At 40.5% G+C, this 26,565-nt stretch carries 28 protein-coding genes and 2 pseudogenes; 3 read left to right on the top strand and 27 right to left on the bottom strand.

All coding sequences use genetic code 11. The annotated features are described in order from the left end of the window. Positions 1-28 precede the first annotated feature (28 nt). The 6 genes and pseudogenes from DXB54_RS12060 to DXB54_RS04445 form a co-directional block, all read right to left on the bottom strand. Complete coding sequence (locus tag DXB54_RS12060) at positions 29-2,329, bottom strand: hypothetical protein (protein ID WP_118694354.1); 2,301 nt, start codon at positions 2,327-2,329, stop codon at positions 29-31. Further along, positions 2,326-3,030, bottom strand: coding sequence for a TetR/AcrR family transcriptional regulator (locus DXB54_RS04465; RefSeq protein ID WP_243104738.1), 705 nt, complete (start codon positions 3,028-3,030; stop codon positions 2,326-2,328). The genes DXB54_RS12060 and DXB54_RS04465 overlap by 4 nt, the downstream gene beginning before the upstream one ends. Before the next feature lie 129 nt (positions 3,031-3,159). After that, positions 3,160-3,960: an AraC family transcriptional regulator gene (locus DXB54_RS04460; protein WP_118694352.1), complete on the bottom strand. Its 801-nt coding sequence runs from the start codon at positions 3,958-3,960 to the stop codon at positions 3,160-3,162. 263 nt (positions 3,961-4,223) lie between these two features. Beyond that, positions 4,224-4,424, bottom strand: a pseudogene (locus tag DXB54_RS12305) (UDP-glucose--hexose-1-phosphate uridylyltransferase); the annotation flags it as partial. 85 nt (positions 4,425-4,509) lie between these two features. Beyond that, the gene (locus DXB54_RS04450; protein WP_118694351.1) at positions 4,510-5,847 is read right to left on the bottom strand and encodes an MFS transporter; all 1,338 of its coding nucleotides are present in this window, start codon (positions 5,845-5,847) and stop codon (positions 4,510-4,512) included. Between the two features lie 113 nt (positions 5,848-5,960). Further along, complete coding sequence (locus DXB54_RS04445; RefSeq protein WP_118694350.1) at positions 5,961-9,002, bottom strand: glycoside hydrolase family 2 TIM barrel-domain containing protein; 3,042 nt, start codon at positions 9,000-9,002, stop codon at positions 5,961-5,963. A gap of 360 nt (positions 9,003-9,362) precedes the next feature. Here DXB54_RS04445 and DXB54_RS04440 point away from each other — a divergent pair, with 360 nt between their 5' ends. After that, a complete protein-coding gene (locus DXB54_RS04440; RefSeq protein WP_118694349.1) occupies positions 9,363-10,229 on the top strand; it encodes an AraC family transcriptional regulator in 867 nt (288 codons plus the stop codon). A gap of 286 nt (positions 10,230-10,515) precedes the next feature. Here DXB54_RS04440 and DXB54_RS04430 read toward each other — a convergent pair whose 3' ends face one another. The 4 genes from DXB54_RS04430 to DXB54_RS04415 form a co-directional block, all read right to left on the bottom strand. Then, complete coding sequence (locus tag DXB54_RS04430; protein ID WP_118694347.1) at positions 10,516-11,424, bottom strand: radical SAM mobile pair protein B; 909 nt, start codon at positions 11,422-11,424, stop codon at positions 10,516-10,518. Next, positions 11,412-12,101 (bottom strand): radical SAM mobile pair protein A, encoded by a 690-nt coding sequence (locus DXB54_RS04425; protein WP_118694346.1) that lies wholly within the window; start codon positions 12,099-12,101, stop codon positions 11,412-11,414. Before DXB54_RS04425 ends, DXB54_RS04430 begins: the two co-directional genes overlap by 13 nt. After that, a complete protein-coding gene (locus DXB54_RS04420) occupies positions 12,098-12,535 on the bottom strand; it encodes a radical SAM mobile pair system MarR family transcriptional regulator (protein WP_005608550.1) in 438 nt (145 codons plus the stop codon). Before DXB54_RS04420 ends, DXB54_RS04425 begins: the two co-directional genes overlap by 4 nt. Before the next feature lie 149 nt (positions 12,536-12,684). Next, positions 12,685-13,011, bottom strand: coding sequence for a winged helix-turn-helix transcriptional regulator (locus DXB54_RS04415; RefSeq protein WP_118694345.1), 327 nt, complete (start codon positions 13,009-13,011; stop codon positions 12,685-12,687). 140 nt (positions 13,012-13,151) lie between these two features. Between DXB54_RS04415 and DXB54_RS04410 the strand changes: the two genes are divergently transcribed. After that, positions 13,152-13,505, top strand: coding sequence for a cupin domain-containing protein (locus DXB54_RS04410; protein WP_118694344.1), 354 nt, complete (start codon positions 13,152-13,154; stop codon positions 13,503-13,505). A 105-nt stretch (positions 13,506-13,610) separates the two neighbouring features. Here DXB54_RS04410 and DXB54_RS11955 read toward each other — a convergent pair whose 3' ends face one another. The 14 genes and pseudogenes from DXB54_RS11955 to DXB54_RS04335 all read right to left on the bottom strand — a co-directional run bounded on the left by DXB54_RS11955 (position 13,611) and on the right by DXB54_RS04335 (position 22,206). Next, on the bottom strand, positions 13,611-13,757 hold the full coding sequence (locus DXB54_RS11955) for a hypothetical protein (RefSeq protein ID WP_167513785.1): 147 nt from the start codon (positions 13,755-13,757) through the stop codon (positions 13,611-13,613). A gap of 33 nt (positions 13,758-13,790) precedes the next feature. After that, positions 13,791-14,195 (bottom strand): LptM family lipoprotein, encoded by a 405-nt coding sequence (locus DXB54_RS04405; RefSeq protein WP_118694343.1) that lies wholly within the window; start codon positions 14,193-14,195, stop codon positions 13,791-13,793. Positions 14,196-14,366: 171 nt separating this feature from the next. Then, a complete protein-coding gene (locus DXB54_RS04400; protein WP_118694342.1) occupies positions 14,367-15,164 on the bottom strand; it encodes a PfkB family carbohydrate kinase in 798 nt (265 codons plus the stop codon). A gap of 57 nt (positions 15,165-15,221) precedes the next feature. Continuing rightward, positions 15,222-15,695, bottom strand: coding sequence for a GNAT family N-acetyltransferase (locus tag DXB54_RS04395; RefSeq protein ID WP_118694341.1), 474 nt, complete (start codon positions 15,693-15,695; stop codon positions 15,222-15,224). Between the two features lie 111 nt (positions 15,696-15,806). Then, the gene (locus DXB54_RS04390; RefSeq protein WP_118694340.1) at positions 15,807-16,499 is read right to left on the bottom strand and encodes a GNAT family N-acetyltransferase; all 693 of its coding nucleotides are present in this window, start codon (positions 16,497-16,499) and stop codon (positions 15,807-15,809) included. Positions 16,500-16,535: 36 nt separating this feature from the next. Next, positions 16,536-16,913, bottom strand: coding sequence for a ribosomal maturation YjgA family protein (locus tag DXB54_RS04385; protein WP_330426349.1), 378 nt, complete (start codon positions 16,911-16,913; stop codon positions 16,536-16,538). 56 nt (positions 16,914-16,969) lie between these two features. Beyond that, positions 16,970-17,566, bottom strand: coding sequence for a DUF6707 family protein (locus tag DXB54_RS04380; RefSeq protein WP_118694338.1), 597 nt, complete (start codon positions 17,564-17,566; stop codon positions 16,970-16,972). Between the two features lie 563 nt (positions 17,567-18,129). Then, positions 18,130-18,594, bottom strand: coding sequence for a GNAT family N-acetyltransferase (locus tag DXB54_RS04375; RefSeq protein WP_118694337.1), 465 nt, complete (start codon positions 18,592-18,594; stop codon positions 18,130-18,132). Positions 18,595-18,692: 98 nt separating this feature from the next. After that, positions 18,693-19,028 (bottom strand): annotated as a pseudogene (locus DXB54_RS04370) (DUF3784 domain-containing protein). A gap of 56 nt (positions 19,029-19,084) precedes the next feature. Then, complete coding sequence (locus DXB54_RS04365; protein WP_118016915.1) at positions 19,085-19,501, bottom strand: GNAT family N-acetyltransferase; 417 nt, start codon at positions 19,499-19,501, stop codon at positions 19,085-19,087. An 82-nt stretch (positions 19,502-19,583) separates the two neighbouring features. Next, positions 19,584-19,874, bottom strand: a complete 291-nt coding sequence (locus tag DXB54_RS04360; RefSeq protein ID WP_199708724.1) for a hypothetical protein — start codon at positions 19,872-19,874, stop codon at positions 19,584-19,586. 143 nt (positions 19,875-20,017) lie between these two features. Continuing rightward, positions 20,018-20,611, bottom strand: a complete 594-nt coding sequence (locus tag DXB54_RS04355) for a DUF3267 domain-containing protein (protein ID WP_118694336.1) — start codon at positions 20,609-20,611, stop codon at positions 20,018-20,020. A gap of 555 nt (positions 20,612-21,166) precedes the next feature. Beyond that, complete coding sequence (locus DXB54_RS04340) at positions 21,167-21,835, bottom strand: hypothetical protein (protein WP_008402220.1); 669 nt, start codon at positions 21,833-21,835, stop codon at positions 21,167-21,169. Positions 21,836-21,885: 50 nt separating this feature from the next. Beyond that, positions 21,886-22,206, bottom strand: coding sequence for a DUF6572 domain-containing protein (locus tag DXB54_RS04335; RefSeq protein WP_118694335.1), 321 nt, complete (start codon positions 22,204-22,206; stop codon positions 21,886-21,888). A 438-nt stretch (positions 22,207-22,644) separates the two neighbouring features. Here DXB54_RS04335 and DXB54_RS12300 point away from each other — a divergent pair, with 438 nt between their 5' ends. Beyond that, entirely contained in the window at positions 22,645-22,845 is a 201-nt protein-coding gene (locus tag DXB54_RS12300) for an IS3 family transposase (protein ID WP_279220711.1), read from the top strand. Between the two features lie 213 nt (positions 22,846-23,058). Here the strand turns inward: DXB54_RS12300 and DXB54_RS04320 are convergent, their stop codons facing one another. Genes DXB54_RS04320 through DXB54_RS04310 form a run of 3 tightly spaced genes read right to left on the bottom strand, consistent with a single transcriptional unit; the run spans position 23,059 to position 26,565 of the window. Next, positions 23,059-24,024, bottom strand: coding sequence for a carbohydrate kinase family protein (locus DXB54_RS04320; protein ID WP_117808615.1), 966 nt, complete (start codon positions 24,022-24,024; stop codon positions 23,059-23,061). A gap of 21 nt (positions 24,025-24,045) precedes the next feature. Continuing rightward, positions 24,046-25,524: a glycoside hydrolase family 32 protein gene (locus DXB54_RS04315; RefSeq protein ID WP_008402272.1), complete on the bottom strand. Its 1,479-nt coding sequence runs from the start codon at positions 25,522-25,524 to the stop codon at positions 24,046-24,048. A 21-nt stretch (positions 25,525-25,545) separates the two neighbouring features. Continuing rightward, on the bottom strand, positions 25,546-26,565 hold the full coding sequence (locus DXB54_RS04310) for an ABC transporter permease (protein ID WP_118694334.1): 1,020 nt from the start codon (positions 26,563-26,565) through the stop codon (positions 25,546-25,548).

The raw sequence follows: 26,565 nt of genomic DNA, 5'->3' as shown, positions 1-26,565 counted from the left end.
AGATATCGAGCAAGGGAACGCTATTCAATTATTTGTTGTACTTTTTCTTTCTGCTGACAACCGTTGTACCGATGGCTGCACCACCGCTGACGAACAACAGGGCAATCCACAAAGCAATGTTGCTTGTGTCACCGGTCTGCGGACTCTTATCGGATGTTCCAGGTTTGGTACTGGCAGATTTTTTCTCAAGAGCTGCAATCGCATCTTCAATCGCTTTCGCCATTGCATCTACTTCGGATTGCTCCGTAATATTTTTACCACGCACAACAGCATTGACAGCAGCTTCCACACCGGAGAAGTCCTTATACTCGTCCTTCTTCAGGGCATTTGCCTTAGCAATGGCTTCATCAACCTTAGTGTAGTCAGCATCCTTGTATTGCAGGGCTGCAATGGCATCCTCAATAGCCTTTGCCATCTTATCTACTTCAGATTGCTCAGTAAAATTCTTGTCACGGACAACAGCGTTGATAGCGGATTCTACAGCGGAAAAATCCTTGTAGTCATCCTTCTTCAGGGCCTTTGCCTTGGCAAGGGCTTCATCAACCTTGGTGTAGTCAGCGTCCTTGTATTGCAGGGCTGCAATGGCATCTTCGATAGCCTTCGCCATTGCATCCACTTCGCTCTGCTCAGTGATATTCTTGTCACGGACAACAGTGTTGATAGCGGATTCTACAGCGGAAAAATCCTTGTAGTCATCCTTATTCAGGGCATTTGCCTTGGCAATGGCTGCGTCAACCTTGGTGTAGTCAGCGTCCTTGTATTGCAGGGCTGCAATGGCATCTTCAATTGCTTTCGCCATCTTGTCTACTTCGGATTGCTCGGTAACGTTCTTGTCCCGCACAACGGCATTCACTGCGGAGTCTACAGCGGAGAAATCCTTGTAGTCGTCCTTGTTCAGGGCCTTTGCCTTAGTAATGGCTTCATCAACCTTTGTATAATCAGCAAACAACCCGACAAACTTCAAGATAAAGGTTCTTTGTTTATCCTTTCCACAGTCATATCTGTATGCAACGGTGTCTTTGCCACTATCCACTGTCAACGTGTTTCCACTTACTGTCCCACCACTCCAGTTGCTTGTCTTGGCAACGTCGAAGTTTCCCGGCAAGGTGGAAAGGTCAAATGTGGGGTCATTGTCAACAATGATCTGGTAGATATTACCTCCACAATACAGGTCGTCCATATTTGTGTTGCTGACATCCAGAGAGGTCAATTGGTTGTTTCTGCATTCCAAATCAGTCAGTGCCGTATTCTTGCTGACATCTAGCACAGTCAGTTGGTTGTCTCTGCATTCCAAATCAGTCAGTGCCGTATTCTTGCTGACATCTAGCACAGTCAGTTGGTTGTTTCTGCATTTCAAACCAGTCAGTGCCGTATTCTTGCTGACATCTAGCACAGTCAGTTGGTTGTAGTTGCAGTTCAAAATCTGAAGTGCTGTATTCTTGCTGACATCCAGAGAGGTCAGTTGGTTGCAAACGCAGCTTAAAGAAATCAGCGCCGTGTTCTTGCTGACATCCAGAGAGGTCAACTGGTTGTCGTTGCAGTATAATTCAGTCAGCGCCGTGTTCTTGCTGACATCCAGCGCGGTCAATTTGTTAACGCTGCAGTTTAATTCAGTCAACGCCGTGTTCTTGCTGACATCCAGAGCGGTCAACCGGTTTGCGTTGCATTCTAATATAGTCAGCGCCGTGTTCTTGCTGACATCCAGAGCGGTCAATTTGTTAAAGCAGCAGTTTAATTTAGTCAACGCCGTATTCTCGCTGACATCTAGCGCAGTCAGTTGGTTGTCAGTGCACCGCAAAATATTCAATGATGTAAAGTATTCAATGCCTTTCAGATTGGTGATACCTTTGTTAGAGCAATTAATTTTTTTAACTGCTGCGATTTCTGTATCACTTAAACTACTGTCCTGGTTGGTATCAAATTTCTTGACAACAGTGCGGAAATTTGCATCCGGAAAGTTAGTGTTGTCAATAGTAACACCGGCACTCTGGACGGCAATGCCATTTTCTCCTTCGCCACTCATCTGTGCTAGAGCTGCTTCGGATTGTGTATCCGGCATATCGCTGTCCTGGTTCTCCTGAAGTTCCTCTCCTTCCGGCTGGGATGCTTCACCCTCGGCTGCTGGTTCGACATATTTCCCACAGTTTTCTGCCAAAGCACCCTCTACGCCGCAGACAGGGCACTCTGTGTTCATTTTTTCTTCCGTGCAAGCTATTTCGCAGGTGCATACAGGTGTTTCTTCCGTGCTGTCCTCGGCAAAGGCCGTGATTGGCACAAGACATAGCACCATACAAAGAGCGAGCAGGATGCTGAATAATCGTTTCTTCATGTTGTCACCTCCGTTTCTCCGTCCTTCGACAGCTTAAAGTCGTATTTCATTTCCAACATTGTAAACAGCTTATACATAACCTCTGTAGCAATTGCTTTAATATCCAGTGATTGAATAAAGGCAAGCACCTTTGCCTGCTCTGCCTCCGATACACGATACACCCGCATTGCCGCCGTCAAAAAGCGACTGAGCTTGCGTTCCAACGGAAAATGAATATCACATTTTCTCGCCATATAGCTGCGCATCAATCCTGCCGTGCCAATTTCCATCTCGTAAAAGTCGCTCTCGGTATCATCGGGGAAATTTTCACCAAAAATCTGCTTCAGCTCTGCTGTGGTATGCAGATAAATATATTCCGACGTGTCGGGCAGGGAATAGGCTTCAATGTAGATTTCTCGCAGGTTCTCATTCAGTTCAGTCAGTGTCAGTTGGATCGCCGTTTCCACCGCATAGGCGTAAACCGGCGGCAGCTTGCTGTCTGCAATGCTTCTTGCCACGCCGAACTGTCCGCCGAACATCGTTTCGGTCAGCTCCAGCAAAATTCTGTCCTTGGTAGGAAACAGATTCAAATAGCTTCCTCTTGCAACACCTGCTTCATCCACAATCTGACTGACAGAGGTGTTTTTATACCCCTGTTCCAGAAAGAGACGGACGCACACGGTCAGTATTTTTCTCTTTGTTTCACTGCTGTCTCTCCGCAAATATATCTCCTCTCTTCAAGTGTTTTAGTACGCATACTAATAATATCATAACAAGTGCAAAAAGGCAAGTGCCATTTGCAATCCATACTTCGGCTATATTTATCTTTTCTCTGCCTCTATGTTTGATAGTCACGATATTATATCTGTACGGCTTGTATTTCTGTATTCGCTCGGTGTAACTTTGTATCGTTCCTTAAATACCCGATTGAATGTTCTCTGACTTTCAAATCCGCTATCATAGCATATATTTGTAATGGCATCACTGGTATTTTCCAAGCGATTGCAAGCATAATTTAGTCTTGCATCATTCAGATATTGATTGAAATTACGATGGAATGTTTTGGAGAATGTTCGTGACAAAACATACTTGCTCACTCCCAAATCTCTTGCCATATCATCTAACGAGAAATTCTTTCTAAAATTACCAGACACGTACGATACTGCCTGATAGACAAGATCTTTACTTCCCACATCTCCTTTCTCGACCAGTTTCAGCTTTCCAATGCATCTTGCAATCAAAATCTGCAGGTATGCCTGTATAACTACTATATCCATGTGGTCTGTATCTAAGATGGCATTAATTGCCCGGTATACTTCCGGCTCCACCATTTCTGCCTTTATGATTGGGTAATCCGGTGCCATCGTCTGTATAATATCAGCATATTTTCCAATCGCAAATGGTGGAGAAATAATGTAAACCGCCTTATTCACTCCCGAAGAGAAAACCTGATAATGATGGATAATATCAGGAAATACAAAACCAATATCTCCCTTTTCCATGTGGTATAACTCTTGTCCAACTCCCAGCTCCAGTGTTCCATTTGTCACACATACGATCTCCAATGCATTATGTAAATGCGGAGCAACATGCTTCGATTTTCTTTTTAAAGCTAATATTTCTTCTTTTGTATCAACAAATGATAAATGCATTGGTTACGCCCCCTTTGCAAGATTTGTCTACTTTTTCTTTCGATTTGGCAGGCAATCACATTGTATTTATTCTATAATCAGCTTGTAAATAAGGAAAGGAGGTACGCATTATGAACAAGTTTAAGAATTATATGAACAACCTTTTAGTATTCTACGCTGATTACTTTGAACATGTATATCATGCATAAAATACTAAAAGGACTGCTTTGTGAAAACTGAATACCTAGCTTGCAGACCATTTCACAAAAATGAAATGGTCCTTTTTATAAATTATCAATAAATCTATTGAATGCAGCAATTCCATCTGGTGTTCGTTTATAAACGCCTGCGTCCTCTAAAACCTTTGTAAAGACAATTCCGATTTCCTTTTGCACGATAGAATGAATATTCTCCGACGTAATGTCATACTTAGGGATCCATTCCTCTGCCCAGTCTGCGTGAGAAGCCATCACCTCATTCTGTCGCCTTCAAAATATACACCTTCTTGCACAAAAAGCATTGCCTTTCTCGAATGTTCAATTAGACAATGCTTTTCATTACATATAAACCTTAATACTCTGTTGCGTCTGTTACTTCATCAGACTTAATTCCCTTTTCAGCTTTCAATTTTTCATTTACAGCTTCCACGTTCATTCTGGAAAGAACAATCATAATTAACACATCCAAGATCAATGGCAACCATAAATACATAAACTGCATCATATCAAGTGCTGACTGCGGCTGTGTTGCATTTTTTCCGACATAACCACTAAGCTCTAATAACCAGCCACATACTGCAGTTCCGATTCCTCCACCAATCTTTACACCCAGTGATGTACAAGAATACATAGTTCCGTCAATTCTCTTTCCCTGTGTCAGATAAGTATACTCTGAACAAGAAGCAATCACTGCGTTCATATCTCCCTGCCATGGGCCCTGTCCAAGTGCTGCAAGGGCTGTAAATGCCAGCATAAGAGGAATACTTCCCATATATCCTGCTACAACAACCAACGCTCTACCAATAACGGCAATGATATATCCTCTGAGATTCAGCTTGTACATACCATTCCACTTGCCAACGAGTGTCGGAGTAAAGATAAGAGCTATAATAAGCGGGATATTCACCGCCCAGGCGAACTGACCAAAAAGATTCTTGTTCTTCAATACCCATGTCATGTAGTAGAGACCAGCACCGATCATGGCACTATAAAGCTGCTGTAAAATATATGTTCCACAGATCATCATATAATACTTGTTCTTTACAAGAAGCTTAAATGCCTGAACCAGTCCATACTTTTCTTCATCTCCTTTTACTTCTCCATCGTTAAGCTCCTCCTCCGGAAGCTCTTTTACGGAGAGCGCTGAGATTGTATTTACAATCAGACCGATAATTGCATAAATGATTGCTACCGTTCTCCATGCTGCTGCATCCCCACCGCAGTAATCAACAAATTTTACGGTTACAGACTGGATCAAAAGGCTTGTAGAAAATGCGAAGATGAAACGATAAGATCCCATCTGCACACGCTCTTTACTGTTCTTCGTAATCAAAGAAGTAAGTGCAGAATACGCAATATTATTTGCTGTATAGAACACACCATTTAACAATGTATATGCAATAAAGAACCATGCATATTGTGCTGTATTTCCCCAGCTTGTAGGAACCGCAAAACAACATACCAGTGTAATCGCACATCCAATGTAGCCGTAAAACATCCACGGTTTCGCCTTACCCATCTTGCTGTGTGTCTTGTCAATCATCGAGCCAAAGAAAATGTCTGTAAATCCGTCAAACAGTTTGGAAACTGCGATCAACGTACCTACTATACCTGCTGCAAGTCCGACTGAATCCGTCAGATAAATCATCACAAAGGATGTTAAAAATGCATATACTACATTTCCTGCTATATCGCCGGATCCGTATCCGACTTTGTTATACCATTTTAAATACTTTTTTCTTCCATAGAATCACTCCTCATCTTAATCATGTTTAGAATTTCATGTGTCAACGAGTCACATCATTATCCTTTCACATACGGAACCAGTGTAAACCGGAACCGGAATAATCTATCATCAAATCTGTATGCTTCTAACACGTCTGGTCCGCAGCTGTTAGAGCCTATTCCATTCTGTGCATAATCAAGACAGAATACCGTACTGTCCGATTCTATCAGTTCATAGTTATGTGCCTTTTCTTCCAGCTCCTCCTGTGTATAGAAGGACGCATTGAATGAAAATGTATCTTCCTCTGCAACGGCAGTGATACCGTACTGGCTGTTGCCAAGCTCCACATAATCGCAGTCGTAGTGACTTCCGTTTTCCTGTGGGCGGATATAGTCCTCATGCATATCGGAAACCTTCAGACGATACAACCCGTGGCTTGCTGCTCTATGCTTGTCCCGGTAGCTTTCCTGCGGTCCCATACCGAAGAACCCTGCATCTGTAAGCTTCTTATCTAAGAACATCCGCACACCAAATCTTGGAAGATCCGGGAACTCCTCATCCTTTTTCACTGCGATATCCGCTCCAATTCTTCCAGCTGCGTCAATCGTCCATGTGAGCGTCACATCAAGAATCTTCTGCACGGTTGGAGCTACAACCGAAGCCTGACTTACAACAGTTACTCCATGCTTTCCCTGAATCACCTCTGACTTATATGCTCTTGTATATGCTTCATTGTAGTGTGCTTTCTTCCACTCCGCCTTGATATACATATCATTATCCGTCGGTGTTCTCCAGATATTCAGTTCCATCGGGAGATTGAGATATTCTCTGCCTGCAAATGTTAAGCTGTCAAAGAGTGCTGTCCGTTTGTTGATCCTATAGAAAAAATCTCGTCCATTTATGTTGATCTGTGTATCATTTTCCTGCACCTGAATACCCGTATCAGGCACTTTCTTTGTAAGCCAGCCTACTGCCTGCTGATTCTTTGCGCCCTTACTGCTTACATCTATCTCATCAAAGCCTAAGACATACGCCTTGGAAAGAAGCGGGATGTCCTTCTTCAGCTTATAGAACAGCTTCAGATATACCTTTCCATTCTCCGGAATTGAAAGCTTTAAAGTTGTGCTTCCATCACAATGCGGTAAAATGGATACTTCGGAAAGCTTCCCCTTCCCGATTACAAGCCCATCCTGTGACAGCTCATAGGTAATCTCTGCATAATCCTTCAGATCATCAAAATCCATATAGTTGTGAAGCACTAATTCTCCACTTGCTGCATCATACGATACTACTCTTGCCGGGCGGTATACATTCTTGTACTCCAAAAGTCCGGTGTGTATCCTTCTGTCCGGATATACCAGACCATCCATACAGAAGTTGCTGTCATGGATTACTTCGCCATGATCGCCGCCATAGGCATAGATCGTCTTGCCATTTTCGGCTACACCATGGGCGATTGCATGATCGCACCACTCCCATACGAAACCACCGCACATCTTATCCTCTGCCTGTATCATCTGGAAATAATCTTCAAAATCTCCGGGACCATTTCCCATACTGTGGCAGTATTCCACCAGAAGGAATGGTTTGCTGCCATCCTTTTCCAAATATTCCTCTATCTCAGTAAGTGCCGGATACATACGGCTGTATAAGTCAAGATTCCCGTAATCATAGGTTACATCGTAATTGCGGTATCTGGCACTCTCATACTGCGTGATACGTTCCGGATCAAATCCCTTTGTCCATTCCAGTGCCTTCTCAAAGTTGCAGCCATAAGCGCTTTCATTTCCCATAGACCACATCACGATACAAAACCGGTTCTTGTCACGCTCCACCATCAGCTTCACACGGTCAACAATCGCAGCTTCCCATACCGGATCATCTGCTATCTTCTCATTCCAACGCTTAAAGCGGTTGTAATCCGTATCCTCTTTTCGATACAGCATAAATGGTCCGTGTGCTTCGATATCTGCCTCGTCAATCACCATAAATCCATAGCGGTCGCACATTTCATAGAAAAATGGTGCATTTGGATAATGGCTGGAACGAATGGCATTGAAGTTGTGCTGCTTCATCAGGGTAAGGTCTGTCTTGATCTGCTCCATGCTAATTGTAAATCCGGTGACCGGATCGGAGTCATGGCGGTTCACACCACGGAATTTAATCTTCTGTCCATTTAAGTAGATTACCTGATTCTTGATCTCGATCTTGCGGAGTGCTATATGGTCTACGATTACCTCCTGCTCCGTCTCCAGAATAATCGTATACAGATACGGATTCTCTGTATTCCAGAGTGTATAATCTACAATGTCAAAAGTCGATTCTCCACTCTCGGAAATAACACCCTCGGAAACAACTGCTCCATTCTTATCCTCGAGCTTTACCCGAACCTCTGTCGGCTCGTAAAATGCTGCTGTAAGATTTATCCTTGCAATGTCTGAATCTAATTGTGTTGTAATGCGATAATCACGGATTCCCTTTTCCGGACGTTTTAAGAGATACACATCACGGAAGATTCCGCTCATACGGAACTTGTCCTGATCTTCAAGGTACGAACCGTCGCACCACTTCATCACAAGCACGGAAATCCGGTTCTCTCCTTCCCGCAATACGTCTGTCACATCAAACTCACTGGTCATGTGGCTCACCTGACTGTAGCCTACATAGGTGCCGTTTAACCATACATAAAAGCAGCTATCCACACCTTCAAAGTTAAGATATGCCTTTGGTGCTGCAGCATCCTTTGCATAGTCAAAGGTATGCACATAAGCTCCACATGGAATATCCTGTGGCACATATGGCGGATCAAACGGAAATGGATAACGGATATTTGTGTATTGGTGTGTATCATAACCTGCCATCTGCCATACACTCGGAACTTTGATCTCGTCAAAGCCCTCAACCGAATAACCATCCTCATAAAAGGCATCCTTCATATCATAGATGCTGTCAAAATACTGAAACTTCCATGTACCATTCAAAAGCTGCATTCTGTCTGACAGCTCTCTGTGCTCTACCAGGTCATCCATCCGCTTGGAAGCCGGCATGTAATAAGCTCTCGCCGGCATCGTATTGTCATGTAATACACTTAAGTCCTCATAGTAACGTGGCACGATCATAAATAAGCCTCCTTCATTCATACAGTTTATACACTTTTTTGTTGTTTATAACCCTGCTAACAGTTTTCTCCTTACTGTCTGCTTTTTTTCTCTCTCGCTTTTGTTAGATTTATATTACCTTAATCCATTTCTTATGTCTATAAACTAGAATAGACAAAATATGCACAAAATGATACAATAATCCCATCAAGCAGAAAAGTGGACGAACTGCTTGCAGCATCGGACACTTTTCTATTTGATGGGTAAACAGTCATAAGCACGCAGGACGATAGTCCGGAGTGCGCATGGCTGGCACGATTTCGAGAGTTCGAAGAACGAAGAAATCGTGATTATTGTATCGAGTGAAAGGAGTGCTGCCCTATGTACATGAACACCGGTTATTTGAGCCATTCACATATGGATTTTAAGGATAAAAGCCGACCACTGATTGTCGGTAGCTGCGGAATCTATCGTTTGTCTGAGCAACCAAAGATGCCAACCTATCGCCCAAGAGGACGTGTTGATTTTCAGATTATATATATTGCAGCCGGATGCGGACATTTTCATTTTGATACTGTTGATAACGAAACAATTGTTCCCGCTGGTAACATTGTCATATTCCGTCCAAAAGAGCTTCAGAAATATGAATACTATGGGGAAGATAAGACAGAAGTCTACTGGATTCATTTTACTGGAAGTGATGTAAAAAATATCCTAAGAAAATATGGTTTCCCAGATAACGAGAGAATATTCCCGGTTGGTACATCCATGGAATATGAGCGTATATTTAAGAAAATTATTATAGAATTACAACGTTGTCAGGATAACTACGAAGAAATGCTCACATTATTGCTCCGTCATCTTCTGATCATATTCCAACGTGAGCTTACCAGAGAGCATGTTTTAAAAAATGAATATCTCGACCACGAGATGGATACCGCCGTGACATATTTTAACGAAAATTATAACCGTGATATCAATATAGAAGAGTATGCGACATCCAAGGGGATGAGCGTCAGTTGGTTCATACGAAGCTTCAAGAAGTTCACGGGTTCTACTCCTATGCAGTTTATTGTTGCGCTCCGTGTCAACAACGCACAGGTCTTGCTTGAGACAACCAACTATTCCATCAATGAAATATCTAAGATTGTAGGCTACGATAACCAGCTCTATTTCAGCCGATTATTTCATAAGCTGAAGGGATTTTCTCCGAGGGAATATCGGAAAACCAGAAAGTCGGAAATATAAAAGAAAAGCCAGGAAAAAGTCACGCATATAATGCATATTCTGTATCATTTCATGCATTGTTTCGTATGTAATATCCATCTATAATAGGAATAACTACTATTTTTGCTATACATCTGGTATCCTCCTTCTTTTTTATTTGAACTTCTGGACAATTTGTCCAAAAGCTGCTTTCTTGTTCTTTGTCCATGAAAGGACGAAAAAAGAGCATTCATGCTTTTACACATAAATGCTCTGACGCTGTTTTATTATAAAATTGTCTTAGCTGTTGTTCCCTACAAACTGGAATTTAGCGATTTCTTTTTCCGGTATTCTCTGTCCCTCGGATTTCCTCATGATAGAAATAATCTACGATCACCGGATGCCCCTGCGGGACTCTGCCATAAGGCATTTCATTATCCACAAAGGCACAATCATACTTCTTAGCCATTTTCTCAGCTTTTACTTCAAGTGCTTCAAAGTAGCTGCGGTTATGCTTGTTATAGATCTCATCGTAAAGTGGTACAAGATCAGGATATTTTCCGGCGATATAATCCATAATTGTCTTTTTGAAACCGCCTCGAAGATTGAGATTTTCGAGCCAGAACAGATCGCACTGATTCTTTACCCGCTCAAAGATTGCTTCAAAATCCGTGACGCCGGGGAATACCGGGGATACGAAACAGACTGTACGGATACCTGCCTCATATACCTGCTTCATAGCAGCGATACGATGCTCAATGCTCGAAGCAGAGTCCATATCGTTCTTGAAATTTTCATCTAGTGTGTTGATCGACCATGAAACGGTTACACGTCCAAGCTTCTTCAACAGCTCAATATCCCGTACCACAAGATCCGACTTTGTGCAGATCAGAATATCTGCGTCACTGCCGATCAGCTGCTCCAGAAGTTTTCTGGTATTCCCGAATTGCTCCTCCTGTGGATTGTAGCCATCTGTCACAGAACCGATGACCACCCGCTGTCCGGCATATTTCTTCGGATTTTTAATTTCCAGCCAATGCTTCACATCAAGGAAAGTGCCCCATTCCTCCTTGTGCCCGGTAAAGCGCTTCATAAAAGAAGCATAGCAATACTTGCAGGCATGTGTACAGCCCACATAGGGATTGACCGAGTAACCGCCTACCGGCAGACTAGACTTAGTCATGATGTTCTTTGTTTCCACCTCACGAATGAGGATTCCATTTATTACTTCTTCCATGATTTCTGTACCTCTAACACTTTATTAAATTCTTCCGGCATTTCCTGAATCATATTTTCATCCCCTATGATAGGGACAAGGTCTTCCTTCATAAACACCGGAATGCCGAGCTTATGTGCCTGGTCCGTCAGAGACCATGCCCATTCCGGCTCCGTATGAATCTTCCTGCTCTGAGCTCCGGTCATGGTGCCGACAACGATCCAATTGATTCCGGAAAGGTCAACTGTCCCGGGATCATCGAATAACGGCTCAAAGGTAACATGGTAATGTTTTGCTCTGACGTTTTTCCGAAGGGCGTCGATACGCCACAGTTCTGCTTTCCTCGTCACCGTAACGCCAAACCATGCGTTTTCCAGATCGGTATCAAAATCCAGCAAATCAGGTCGCTTGGTAAGGAGCAGGAACTGATGCTGTGGATTTTCACGGATCTTTGCAAATACCTCGTCTCTCCATTCCTGCTTCCATCCGGAGAGATCGCTCATCCCAGTAAGAAGAAAGTTCTGCGGACGTTTCTTTTCCATCATCTTGAGCTTACCCGGAAAGAATTCAGGGTAAGCGAAGTCATCAATCATATGCCAGCGTTTCACGTTGTTGCGGGCATAGCAATATGTACACCCCACTGTGCAGCCGATGACGATATTCATGTTCTGAATCTGATCTTTGATACAAATACTCATGACTTCTGCCACTCCTCAAGATTCTTTCTGATGCGGTCGAGACATTTCTCAAACCGGGTAATTTCTTCCTCTGAAAAACCTTTGTAGTAAATACTGCCCATCTCATCAGATACAGAATCGTACTCGCCCTTTAAGGCATGTGCTTTCTCAGTCAGAAACAGGAGTGTTTTCCTTTTGTCCGTTTCAGACTGAACACGGCTTATCAGCCCTTGATTTTCCATTCTTTCCAGCATCGTAGTAAGAGATGTTATCGCTAATCCGCATTTAGTCGAGAGTGACCTGATTGAGATACCATCCTCCTGCCACAGCACATAAAGAATACGTCCCTGGGCTCCATTAAACGCATCAATATTCTTTTCACTGAGAATCTTCTCGAAAATCCGGTCTCCAAGCTGTTTTATTTTGGTGACAAGAAATCCTCCATTCATTTCCATACAAAAGCTCCTATATAGTAGTTTATTAAAAAGATACTATATAGGAGCTTTGTTGTCAACAGTTTATATGTCTTAATAGGTAAATTCCGTTTTTTTCAATTCTCCAAACTGGAATTGTTCAAGCTTTTCAAATACTAACGTCCTTAATTCTATTCAATAATTGATTTATAGTAGTTACCAAAGTCAGCAAGTGAATTAACAATTGGAAGCATTTTTGTTCCGAGTTCCGTTAAGCCGTATTCAACTCTGGGCGGCTGCTCATGGTAATCGTGGCGATATGCCAGTCCATCACTCATCATTTGTCTTAAACTATCTGTCAAAACCTTTTGTGAAATACCATCTATACTTCGTTGTAGCTCATTGAATCTCCATGGACGCTCTTTCAAGTTACGCAAAATCAGCAGTTTCCATTTTCCTCCGATAAGAGATACTGCTGTTGCAACTGGGCATTCCGGTAATTCTTCTTTTGCTCGCATAATTCTCACCTCCGAGTCTATTGTAACACATTCATTTTTGAGTGTACAGTTACAAAAAGGTGCGTACTTGTTTTTGTATGTGTCTCACACTATACTAATACCAAGCAACCAGAAACTACAAATTAACTATGGAGGTTATTATGGCAAATTACACAAAAACAACTATTGGAAAGGAAAACCGAATTGAGCTACATGAAAAGTTGTCTTTAACAGGTGCAGAAATCAGTTTAAACGAACTACCTGCAGGAGCAAATGTCCCATTTGTTCATTCTCATAAAGAAAATGAAGAAATCTATGGAATTCTTTCAGGTAACGGCAAAGCCATAATTGATGAAGAAGAAATTAGCCTTTCAACTGGAGACTGGCTAAAAATCGCACCTACTGCAAAGCGTCAGTTTTTTGCATCCGATATTTCTGGAATTACTTATATCTGCATTCAGGTAAAAGAAAATTCTCTGGAACATTTTACAGCAGAGGATGCCGTAATCGGCTAATTAAAAGTATTTATTTACAAAAATGCACAGTTCACGATAAGCTAAGAACTGTGCATTTCTTTTTGTTCAATATTACGTTTTCTCAATTTTTCAAACAAGAAGTTATCAGTGATTATCTTTTAGAAAACAGCCAACTACAGCGACGCCAAATCCAAGAACACCTAGGACATATCCCCCAAAATTATTTGTTGTCACAGCAATTCCTAAAGGTATTATTGCAATCCCCAATAACTCAATCTTAATTCCTTTCATCGCAAATACCTTCGTTACAAACTTGAATTTGACTTAATATCCATGGTCAACATGCTGCCACTTTCCGCCATCTGTTCTAACTAAAATCCACTTCCAATCACTGTATGTACTATTTGGATTCAAAGATCCGTTTCCACCCGATGAATCAACATCGAATGAAGATAATAAAACAATGACTTCATCTGCATTGTTTCTGTCTGCCCAATCTTTATAATCTTTCGTGCAGTCATCTCCGGCATAGTAAATTTCTGTGAGAGTGCATCCTTTCCAGTCACTCTTAAACTCCTTTTTTATTGTGTCAATAGCGGCTTTAATATCCTCTTCTGAATAGCTCTCAGATTCAACATTATGAGTTTTCACTTCACTGACATCTCCACCACAAGCACTCAAACCAAATAAAAGCATAATACATAGCATTGTACATACGATTTTCTTCATACAAGCCCTCCTTAAATCCCGATTTCTCAGTTTCAAAAACTTAAATTTATTTACTTTTCTTCACGACCAGATTCTTAGAAAACATATCTTTTATTCCTAATCCAATTATAAACACTCCGAAAAGTGACCATATAATAAACCCTATCATATTGTTTCTCCTTACAAATCGAATTAAAAGCCACCATAATGAGACAATGTCTCTGTTGCAAATTCTGTACCAACTCTCATAGCCTCGTAAATATCACCAATTAACATATGAGAACACACAAAGCCTGCATGGTAGCTATCTCCGCAACCAGTAGTATCAACTATTTCTAAAGCTTCATCAGCCGGGACAAAATACTTTTCACCATTATAATATGTAACACTTCCTTTATCAGCTAAAGATGCATTAAATAGTCCTTTATACTTCTTGGAAAATGCTTCAAATATCGGAAGAATTGATTCCTCTCCACTAATCAGGAAATAATCTATATATGGTGCATATTTTTCCATCTCCTTAAAATTACGATATTCTACAAAATCCACAGCCAATCTGAAGTTATTATTCTTTTTTAAATCTATAATTTGTTCAAAACAGCCTGCCCAGAAATGTATAAATACAACCTCTGATTTTTTTATAAAGTCCAATTCGTCTTGATTCAATATCATTTTATCAACAATATCACCCGTCCATGAATCATCTTTGTAATATCTGTCACCGTCAGCCGTAAGATATGTACGATTATTTGCAGTTACTTTATCCTCTTCAACTCTTACATGGCTTACATCTATTCTCTTATCAGAAACAGAATCCATAATAAATTTTGCGTAGGAATCCTGTCCAACCGCACCCAATATTGAAACATTAAACTCCTTAAATTTTGATGCATGAACTGCAAAATTGAGGGCTTCACCACCTGCACGCAATTCATCTGTTCCATCAAAAACATCTACACAGAGGCACGGAAGTGCCACTAAATTTATCATTCTTGTACCTCCCTAAATCCCGATTTCTCAGTTTCAAAAACTGGAAGTTGAAAGTTCCTATAATTTACAAATCATAATATATTCTTCATCATTTTCATCAACGATTTCAAATCCTACCTTCCTATACATACGGACAGCATAATTCATCTTCTGAACAGCTAATGATGCTTGTTTATATCCTTCTAGTTTTAATTTCATTAGCATCTGTTTCATTAATTCTGTTCCGATACCATAGTTTCTATACTCTTTAAGAAGTGAAATTGCAAAAGACGGTGTTTCATTATCTATATGCCCGTAATCATTCATAATCCGAACCCATACAGCACCAACAATCTCATCCGCAACTTGAGCAACCAAACATAAGTCTACCTTGTTCTCACCAAAGTCTTTTACATATACCTGCAAATCTGGTTTGTTAATGATATCTGTGGACGGTACAGGAACACCTTCAGGAATAAAAACCGCCTCGTACAAAAAAGTATCTAATATCTTATTTTCATCTTGTTTTAATTCTCTTATTGAATAATTCATATAAACCTCCGATTTATTTTTATTTATAAATCAGTTGTCATTCCACACATAATGATTCCTCCGCTAAATTTCGATTTAGTAAATCGTGATTTGGAATCGTTACATCCAATACTACCGAACACCAAAAGAATCCGTCCACAACAGCATATATCCACTACTAAAGGCAACCGCCTGAGAAGCTAAATTCGTGACAGAGGCACTGTAAAACGGAATCTGGTCTCTTTTAAGAATTTCGATGGTCAAGTTTCTGACTAAAAGTCTCGCCAAACCATATCCTCTCCACTCTTTATTTACATCAATTCCAACCTCCATGATATTTCCGGAAACTTTGGATGCACCAGCAATTGCAATTATTTTTTCATCCTTCCTAGCACATAACACAATAGCGGTAGGTGTATTTCCATTTTCATCAAATGCCAGTGAATTCTCAAAGCCTTTTATACCACATAATTGGGATAACTCATTTTCTTCATACAATTTATAAGAAAACCCATCTGTCAAAGGAAGAGGAATCATCTTTTTCATATTCGGAATATAGTGTAACGTCTGTCCAAAAATTAATGTACTTTCATATAATTCATCTCGAATTTTTCCTGCCAATAACTGCTTTCCAATCTCATATTTATCTTCTGAGCAAGAAATGATATTGGCATATTTTATACTTAAGATCTTTATATAATCTTTTTCTTCTTTCCGATTCTTTACAAAGCAAGTATCATCTGATTCTAACTGCTCTATGGAACAATCTATTGAATCAGCAATATATTGGTAAATTGCGGCCTTGATTTCTTCTTGATTTTTCATTTTAATTCTCCAATCCGCTTAAATTCAAAACCCATTTTATCTCCTTCTTGCAGTATTTCGTACCAACACCTCATACACTCCAAGCAATATACCCCCGGCGGCATAGCACAGGATATCTTTCCAATCAAATACAGAACCGACCAAAACACTTAAGAATCGGTTATCCTGCCAGCCTAATACTTCCACAATATGGAACATCTGTGAAAATTCTACCAGTGCTGCAAAAATAAATACATACAGCGGCAACAATTTGCATCGCTCCGGTACAAATATTCTTATAAACGTATATATCACAATCACAACCAGCACATCACCAATATATGGTCTTACAAATGCATCATGTACATATAACGCAATCAACACCTCGATCAGCAACAAAATCACAGTTGCTATTGCATATCCGATTCGCTTCATGTTCTTCTCCATTCAACAAATTATTTGAAGAGATTGTCATTTTTGCAGCTCTGGCACTACTTTACTTTTTTCAGATTCAACATATACTCTTCAATCAAACAATCAACCTTTTCTTTTTCCTTTACAAGATTCGGGAATAAACCGGTAGCTCCGTACCCTACCAAATTCATCAATCCAATCAGTCTCCATTCATTCGCAGATGTCACCGAATCTTCTCCCTCAATATTTTCCTTATAAGAACAAAACTCTACTGTGAATCGATTTCTTCGCTCCGCTTCCAATTCAGAATCTGCCGGCGGTAAAGTCGGAGGAAACCGCCACAGATTATCCATCTGCCTGATGAGTTCGTCTGCCTTCTCTGTCATATTTCTATTCTTGTAAATTTGAACTTCCAGTCCCCACATGAGTAGTATTCTATCCCAGACATTCCATACTCCCTTCCCCGGGAACTCCACTTCATGAGTAATTTCACATAACTTAAGAGCCTCGTCCTCACACCCATAAACATATAACCAATAGGCTAAGTGGCAAAGATTTTCAACATCCGATCCTCTATTAAACGAACATTTTTTTACCAGTTTCTTTGATAAGGACAAAACCTTCTTTTCTTTATGTCCCATCTGAATACTCTCAAACAATTCCTGATTCGTCATCTTTCCTTCTCCTCTCTCATAAAGTCGTGGTTTCAGTACCTTTTTGCCTCATTTTCCTCAAGCAATATTTCCGCATTTGCTGTTGAAAATATTTGCTTTTTTACTATCTCAGTTTCAGGTGTCATAATAAAGCCCCTTTTCATGCTAATATAATAATGCACATCAGCACCATAAATGACGTCAATAAAATAAGTTACATTCCATGCACGATATCCGGTAATATATTCATGATCCGGATATTCTTATATCTCATATAATTTCATACCGCTATCAGATGTGCATACCATAAACTTCCGCTTTATCCGTGTATACGATTAATCCGGATTATTTTCGACTTCATCCCAAAGTTCTTTGTTAAACCTTATTACCCGGGCTAACGATTTCATATCCAATTGCTCTGTCTTGAGTCCATAACCACTGACTTCATACTCATATGTCATTTCAACCTTGGAATCATTTTTATGTATTTTATTGTGTTATCATCTTTTTCTATTTTTACTTTTACCAAATGTATACTGTGTTCCTCCATTTATCAGATTAACTTTATCTAATATTCACCGAAATCACCCGTTCAATTCCATCCCCATACATGAATCTGATGCCTGAAACCCTAATACTTCATACAAAGGTCTTCCCATCTTTGTTGCATCCAGACTTATCTCTGTCACACCATTTTCCTTTGCCTCTTCAATCAGAATCTCAACCATCTTCTTAGAGATGCCTCTTCTTCTGTAATCTGCACGGGTATAAACATTCATCAAATGCGCCCGATTGCCTGTCGGGTGCGAAAATGTCGGCATAATCCATATATAGGATAGGCTTGCACAGCCTACGGTAGTTTCCCCATCAAACGCAATAACTGTAGTCTGCTCACCTGACTCAAAATACTTCCTGCTCTCAGAGACAAAATCCTCATCATATTCATACTCACCGGACAGGTCATTTACCTCTCTAAGCATTTCAAGTCTCAGCTTCATAAGGATTTCCATATCATCTTTTGTAGTCTTTCTGTATGAAATCTCGTTCATTTCCTACTCCCCCCTTAACAATCTATCGAGCAAGATCTGCCCACAGTCAGTCGTTTTGTATTCTCTAAGTTTCATGTTTTATCCTCATAAACTGGAAGTTATTGCTTTCTGCATAGTGTGTTTCCTAAAATGATAATTACCACGACATCAACCAAAATAATCCCCAATGCAATATATACAAAAAATGCGGGCAAAATATTTTCAAACAAGCCCATAGTTAATGCAAGAATTGCTATAATAGACATTCCAATTCCCATTGTTCTGCATAACTTCTTTTCATCATATTTTTCCTTTTCTTCATTTGAAGCTGTATTATATCCAGAAATGAACCAGCTTCCATGTCAAGAAAGTAAAATAATAGAAAGTACAGCAAATATCGCAAAGACAATCCACACTATCCAATCAGAGCCTGTTGCTAAATCTGCTAATTTCATTTACATACTCCTCCTTAAATTCCACTTTCTTAATTTTATAAACTTGAATTTTAATATTACTCGACATGATGAAAAATTTTTAATCTTTGTGCCTCATTTGCTTCAAATCCAAATTTTTCATAAAAAGGTATCTTATCTGGAACCGCACATAGCTCCACAAAAATATCTGTTCCTTTTACTCCATTGTTATTTATAAACCTTCTTAATTCATCTATTAATATTCTTCCAATACCTTTTCCCTGATATTCAGGTCTGACAACAACATCTTTAATATAATAATTAAGTCCCATATCGCCATTCATTCTTGCCATAGCAACAATGCAATCTCCGTCCCATATAGAAACTCTAAATATGGTATGTTTCATTGCTAGTCTTGTTTGCTCAAGAGATGGTCCATCTCCCCATACTGTTTCCCATAATTCAATAAATTGCTCTGCTGTTAGTTCGTTGTATTTGATTTTTAAATCTAACATATATTATTTCTCCCCAATACTTTGTATTATAAAATCAATCAGATTTACAAATTCCGATTTATCAACGTGTAACATGATTAAATCATATTAAAAACGGAATAAAATAAAATGGCTTCAATAATAAATTTTCTTCTCTTCCTACATCTTTTTGTGATATTAAAAATACCTTATTCACATTTTGGGAAAGTTTTTTGGAAAATTCCTTTATTGATTCGTGTTTTCCTGTTCCGGAAGACTTGATTTCAAATGCATTTATCTTGCTTCCTTCTGATATTAAAAAATCTACTTCATAATAATGTGTACTCCCATTCTTTTCCCATGTATGATAAAACAATTCTCTCCCAGATGCAGTAATCATCTGTCTTTTAATCATATCAATCTCTGAAAAATTCTTTCCATTGACGTCGTATGCTTTTCTTCAATATCTATGTCTGGTATTATGTGCTTTTCTTCAAAATATTTTGAGTTGCAGATTTATATTTTCCTATCTGATCAACTGTACAATCAACCAGAAATTTAAGAAATCTTATACATATCGTTCTTGTAGAACATTATTGAATCGCTTTTTTCAGAATTTCTTAAAACGGCAAGAACATTAAACACATCCGGAAATGGCGATACCATACCCATACATGCCATGCCAAAATTCAATCCATTAAATACTCTAAATTCAGCAGGACTAATTACAAATAATATAAACGGAACCAATCCCAGAACAAATGGCAACAGGCACATCAATATAAATTGATTTCGCTTCAATGGATAGGATGCTAATGCGACAAATGTTGTCTTTCCTTTTATTCTACCTATTGTTACATCTGCTTCCTTAGGATAAACAATTCCATGTAACCACTCATGAATTATTAACAATAAAAAACCGAAAGCAAATCCAACCAGAATAAATATTGGTGAGATTACAACTGTCTTGCATATAATCGTTTTACAAAGCATAGCAATAAAAAGAAAAACGCATAGAATTGCAGCAATTGGCACTGCTTTTTTCATCAGTTCACCAACACTCTGCGGTGTTTCTATCTTTACTGCGTCATCCGGTAAGCTTCCTGTTTGATATTTATTTATATCATTTATCGACCACACAATTTTTATCATATCTACTTCCTATTCTTTTGTATAATCTTTTGCATTTACACTGTGTACCGTATTATAAAATAATTGCTCCAATTGCTCATAGTCAGTCGTTTTGTATTCTCTAAGTTTTATCCTCATAAGCCGGAATTTGAGCAAAAGCCCAAGGGACTAATGTCCCTTATATGGCACGATCAGCTTATTCGGTAAATTGCGATTTGTAAAACTTTTGCATTGATTATATCAAAGAATCATGCTTGCAGCAATCGCCTTTCCTGTCTGGAACGACTCCTGCGTCAATTCATCGACCATTGTTCTGTCCTCCCGATATTATTCTCTCCATGCTTCTTGTCCTGTGTGGGTGGTCTTACCCACGGAATACCATTTTTGCTATACATCAGGTGTCCTCCTTCATTTTTATTTGAACTTCTGGACAATTTGTCCAAAAGCTGCTTTCTTGTTCTTTGTCCTTGAAGAGACAAAAAAAGAGCATTCATGCTTTTACACATAAATGCTCTGTCGCTGTTTTATTATAAAATTGTCTTAGCTGTTATTCCCTACAAACTGGAATTTGACTAATTATTGTGTTTTAATGATTCTATAAACTACCCCCAATTGAGCAGGGTATGTTTCTTGAATCATTCCATTAAACCATATTGTAACGATATCTCCCACCTGAACATCTTCCGCTAAATTTTCTGCCGATACATAATACTCTCCATCATTCATCTGACAAAAGCCTTCAGCTGTACTCACATGCGTTACAAGAAGTTCTCCATCATCGGTAATTTCTTTTACTTTTGCATTAAAATTGATAACCTCTATTGGAATAGACGTATCATCTTTTTCAATATCTCTAAATATGATTCGTTCGTCATCAATGACTACTATGAGCTGACCTTCAGAACTCCTTTGATAATGATATCCGCTTCCGAAATTTGATTGATTATTTTCAGATGGTAACTCTGTCCCTGCCACTGTTGACACAATTTCTCCATCCATTGTTCCACAACCAGGCATTGACGCTACATATCCTGTGTCTTTATATATAACACCATCAACCATAACACATGGAGGATATGAGCCAGTATCTGCTATTTGCTCATTTTGTACTACATCATCATTTTCTTTATTTTCTGTTTCTACGGACACATTTCCAGACACAGGTTCTTTATTTTCTTGATTCGTTCCACATCCAGCCATTCCCAGCACCATACATAATACAAGCAGATAGATTACTTTTTTCATAATACATGCCTCCTTAACTTATATTTTTTAACTCTATAAACTTGAAAATGTTAACTAATCTGTGCCTTGATTTTTATCCCTATCTGACCTAATTGATCTTGAGCTACTTGCAAAAATTTCTGGCAACTATCTGTTATGTCATACTTGAAACGGATTTCTATCATAGCCATCTTAAAATCAGCATTGGGGTATATTTCATCGTACTGTTTGCTTTCGATAAAAGCCACATACGCATTGATTTTATCTTGTAAAATCTTCAAGTGTTCAAACTCATTGTCCCAATTCAAATGGTCGGTAATAAGGAGTACCAAACAAGCATTTTCTTTATCGTTTGCAATTGCGTCAATCTGACTTGCGTTATCAACAGCCATAATATCTCTCCTTTACAGTTCTTTATAAAGGCAACTCGATAAATTACAATTTTATTATAATTTTCTAATAGTGTTAGCATCTAAATAGTACAAAACAAAATGAGATATCCCCTTAAATGTTGTATAATAAAGAATGAGGAGGAACTCATTATGTCACGACAAAAAGCTCACCACACCAGGCAGTTCAAGTTGGATGCTATCAACTATCGCAAGGAGCACCCTGATCTTACAGGTTGAATGTGCAAAGAACCTGGGAATCGGTGTCAGCACCCCTGCCCGCTGGGAACCCCAGTTCAGAGATAATGACGGCGATATTCCCGTTATCGGTTCCGATAATTACGCTTCTGAAGAAGCGAAGGAAATCGCTCGTCTTAAGCGCGAACTCCGGAATGCTGAAATTTTTAGGCGTGTCCCGCTCTGGATACAGATTTTTTCTGAATCGAATCTTTTCATTCCTTAATCAAAAGAGAATGGCTTAACAGATTCAATATCATTAACTACAAACACGCCTATAGGCCTGTATTCGAGTATATCAAACCCTTTTATAATACCGTTAGGCTTCACAGTCACTGCGACCATATGTCTCCTAATGACTTTGAAAAAATGTATGAGAGGGTATGTTCTCTGCCGGCAGCTTAGTTGGCAGAACTTCTCATTTTATTTTGTGCTAAATCTTGACACAGGACCAATGATTATTTTTTTGTTCACCAACCACATATTATAGGAAATGAAATTATGAGTCAATGCACTTTTGAATGATTATACTGATGTTAGATTGTACAAAAAAGAAGACCGGAAACTCTCCGGTCTTCAGGGTTAAGGGAAAATTTTATGTGAAAAATTGTAGTACCCTTACTTTACTGCGAGTCTCTCAAATGTCTCGCTCTCTTCAGGAATCGATCTGAGTCCTCCGCGCTTCTCGACACACAGGCTCGCCACCGCATTTCCATATCTTGCAAATTCTTCAAGCTCGTCTATACTGAATTCCTCCAGGCTCTTGTCCGCCCTTATAAGCTGCGATACAAATGCCCCCCAGAACGAATCTCCAGCTCCGGTTGTGTCGACCACATGGCTGACAAATCCAGGAACTTTTCTGCTGCCATCCCTGCTGCATATCAGCACACCCTCACTTCCCAGGGTGACCGCAACAAGTCTGACGCCTGTTCCAAGGAGATACTCCGCAGCCTCCTTCGGATCTTCAAATGGTGTGAGGAGTGCCGTCTCCTCATCCGAAAGCTTCATTATATCTACAAATGGGAGAATACTCTTCATTCTCTCCATCGCATTTTCTCTGTTGTCCCACAGCGGCTCTCTGTAATTTGGATCATAGGATATCACCGCTCCGTATTTTCTCGCCTCTCTCACCGCCTGGAATGTGGTGGTTCTGGCCGGTTCATCCGTGAGAGACAACGAACCTATATGGAACACCTTTGTGTCTCTTAGCAGGTCGGCATCCACTTCCTTGTAACAAAGCATTGTGTCCGCTCCCGGCTTTCTGGCAAATGAGAATTCACGCTCTCCGTTCTCATCCAGAGTGACAAATGCCAAAGTGGTAAATACCGTGTCATCGACAACTATACCTCTGGTATCTATCCCTGCCTGCTTTGCCGTCTCAATAAGGAAATTGCCATGCATGTCATCCCCGACCTTTCCTATAAACGCGGTCTTAAGTCCGGCCTTGCTGACTGCTGTGAGCATATTTACCGGAGCGCCTCCGGGATTCTGCTCGAAGAGCTTCATCCCGGAATCAGTACTTCCGGCAGGGGTAAAGTCTATCAGGAATTCACCAAGAGCCACAACATCATATTTCTTTTCCATGTTGGATCCTCCTTGTGAATTTTACTTTCCTGTAATCTCTATGTCATAGAATTCTACTCTTGCATCCTGTGCCAGAAGTCCTGTCTCAAACTCAGGCTTTGCATATATCCTGTATGTAAATGCCACCTGTTCTCCGACAAATACCTCCACCATATCATGGTCAACGATGATCTTCACATCTATCTCGCTGCCCTCTGTTATGTCAAATGTCTTCTCGCACACTCTGACTCCATCAGGGCCCGGCTCCGTTGCAGGAGGCACAGCCTGACAGGACTGAACCCAGAACGGGTCAACTCCCATAGGAAGATTTACCAATGACACTCTCTGCATGGCCACATCGAACTCAAGGAGAAGGCATCCGCTTGCTTCCTTGTCTGACTTGAGCAGTATACCGAAATGGTCATACACCTCTCTAGGCATGATCTTGCACTTCAGCATGTAGCTCTCTTCGTTGTGTCCAAGGAATCCGTATGTACATGTGCTTACTGAATCCATCTCAACCAGTCTGTCTCCGTGAAGCTCTGCATTTCCAAGTACAGGGATGTAATCCCATGCCACAGGCTTCTCAAATACATGCTCATATTCCTTTGGAAGCTTTACGTCAAGTCCTCCATCCGCTGTGGCAACTACCTCGTGCGGCACGCAGAAGGTTCCGCCCCAGTACCATTCACCTCTGTCGCTTCTGTCTGCTCTGTCGTGAGCCCAACCGAAGTAGAAGCGTCTGCCGTCATCATCCTGCATGGACTTGGCTGCGTAGAATCTTCTTCCGCCTATGCCATCCTTCTTTGGCTTTCTCCATGGGCCAAATGGTGACTTTGCAACTCTGTATATTGTATTTACATATTCTGAGAATCTTGAGTATGAGAGATACCAATTGTCTCCCATCTTGTACATCTCAGGGCACTCAGGACAGTTGGTGTGTCCCGGTGAATATATCGGTCCGTAATATTCCCAGTTGACCAGATCCTTTGATCTGTAGAGAACTATACATCCTCTTCTGGTTATCGGCATATCCAACCTTCTCGCTGATATGAGAATCCAGTAACATTTGTCCTCCTCATTGTAGAATACATATGGATCTCTCCAGTCAAGCTTCTCGTAAAGCTCTATCATAGGTGTGATGACCGGATTGGCTGCATCCTTCACCCACGTGATTCCATCATCGCTTGTAGCGTGGCATATGGTCTGCTGATACTCTGCGGTGAGGCAGTAGCCTGTATAGAATGCATGGTATTTGCCCTCGCCGTATATGACTGATCCAGTCCATACTCCTGATGCATCCGGCTCGTCGCCCTCGCCCGGATAGAGCGCTGTAGGAAGCTCCTCCCAGTGCACCAGATCATCTGATACACTATGGCTCCATGTTGTTCTGAGTCTTGCCGGGTACACTGTTGTTCCCGGAGGTGAAGTCAGTGAGAATATATGATATTTGCCCTCGTGGTAGAAAGGTATTGCATCTCCCGTGGAATCCGCGAAGGACATCTTTCTAAAAATCTCCATATTATCAGTCCTCTCTTTCTACTAGTTTGCTGCAAGTTTCTTCTTTTTGAGGAGCTCAAGCTTGCCCTTCTGTCCATCAAGGAGTACCGCACATGCGATGATGAGACCCTTGATGATAAGCTGCCAGTATGATGACACTCCGATAAGGTTAAGACCATTTGAGATGATTCCGATGACCATGGCACCAAATACTGTTCCACTGATCCTTCCTTTACCACCTGTCATAGAGGTTCCGCCAAGTACACAGGCTGCGATGGCATCAAGCTCATATCCGCTTCCAACTGAAGGCTGGCCTGAGTACATTCTTGAACAGAGTACAAGTCCTGCGAATGCTGAGAGAAGTCCTGATATTGTAAACACTATGATCTCTATCTTCTTAATAGGTACACCTGAAAGTCTTGCGGCCTCGCGGTTACCACCTATCGCGTATACGTATGTTCCGAACTTTGTCTTACTGAGGATGAAGCTGAACAGTATGATGAGCACTACCATGTACACTACCGGGAGTGGAATCACATTAAACAGATATCCTGTACCGATCTCGATGAAGAGCTTGTTTGTGATACGTGTTGACTGTCCACCTGTGTAGACATAAGCTATACCACTTGCTATGTTCATCATGGCCATTGTGATGATGAATGCAGGCACCTTGAAATTGGCTACTATGAAACCACTTACAAAGCCAGCCGCTGTGCCGACCAGAAGGCCTGCTGCTATTGCTACGCCGAGAGGAAGTCCCTGATTAACTATAAAACCTACGGTCAGAGTTCCCGACATAGCTACTATCGATCCAACTGACAGGTCAATGTGACCAAGTATGATTATGAGTGTCATTCCAAGTGCTATGTATGTGTTGATCGATATCTGTCTAAGCACTGATATGATGTTGTTGGTCGTTAAAAACTTGTCTGTGGCAAATGATACGGCCACACACATGATTATCAGAACCACTATGATTCCTATGTTGCCCTTGACTATGGATGTCAGGGGATTGTTTTTTAATATAGAAGTTGCTTTTGAATTCTTCTTTGTCTCGCCCAT

Source organism: Coprococcus sp. OM04-5BH, assembly GCF_003482105.1.
Classification (GTDB): Bacteria; Bacillota; Clostridia; order Lachnospirales; family Lachnospiraceae; genus Coprococcus.
Note: the sequence above shows the minus strand (reverse complement) of the source record. Positions and strands in the feature narration are given on the sequence as shown.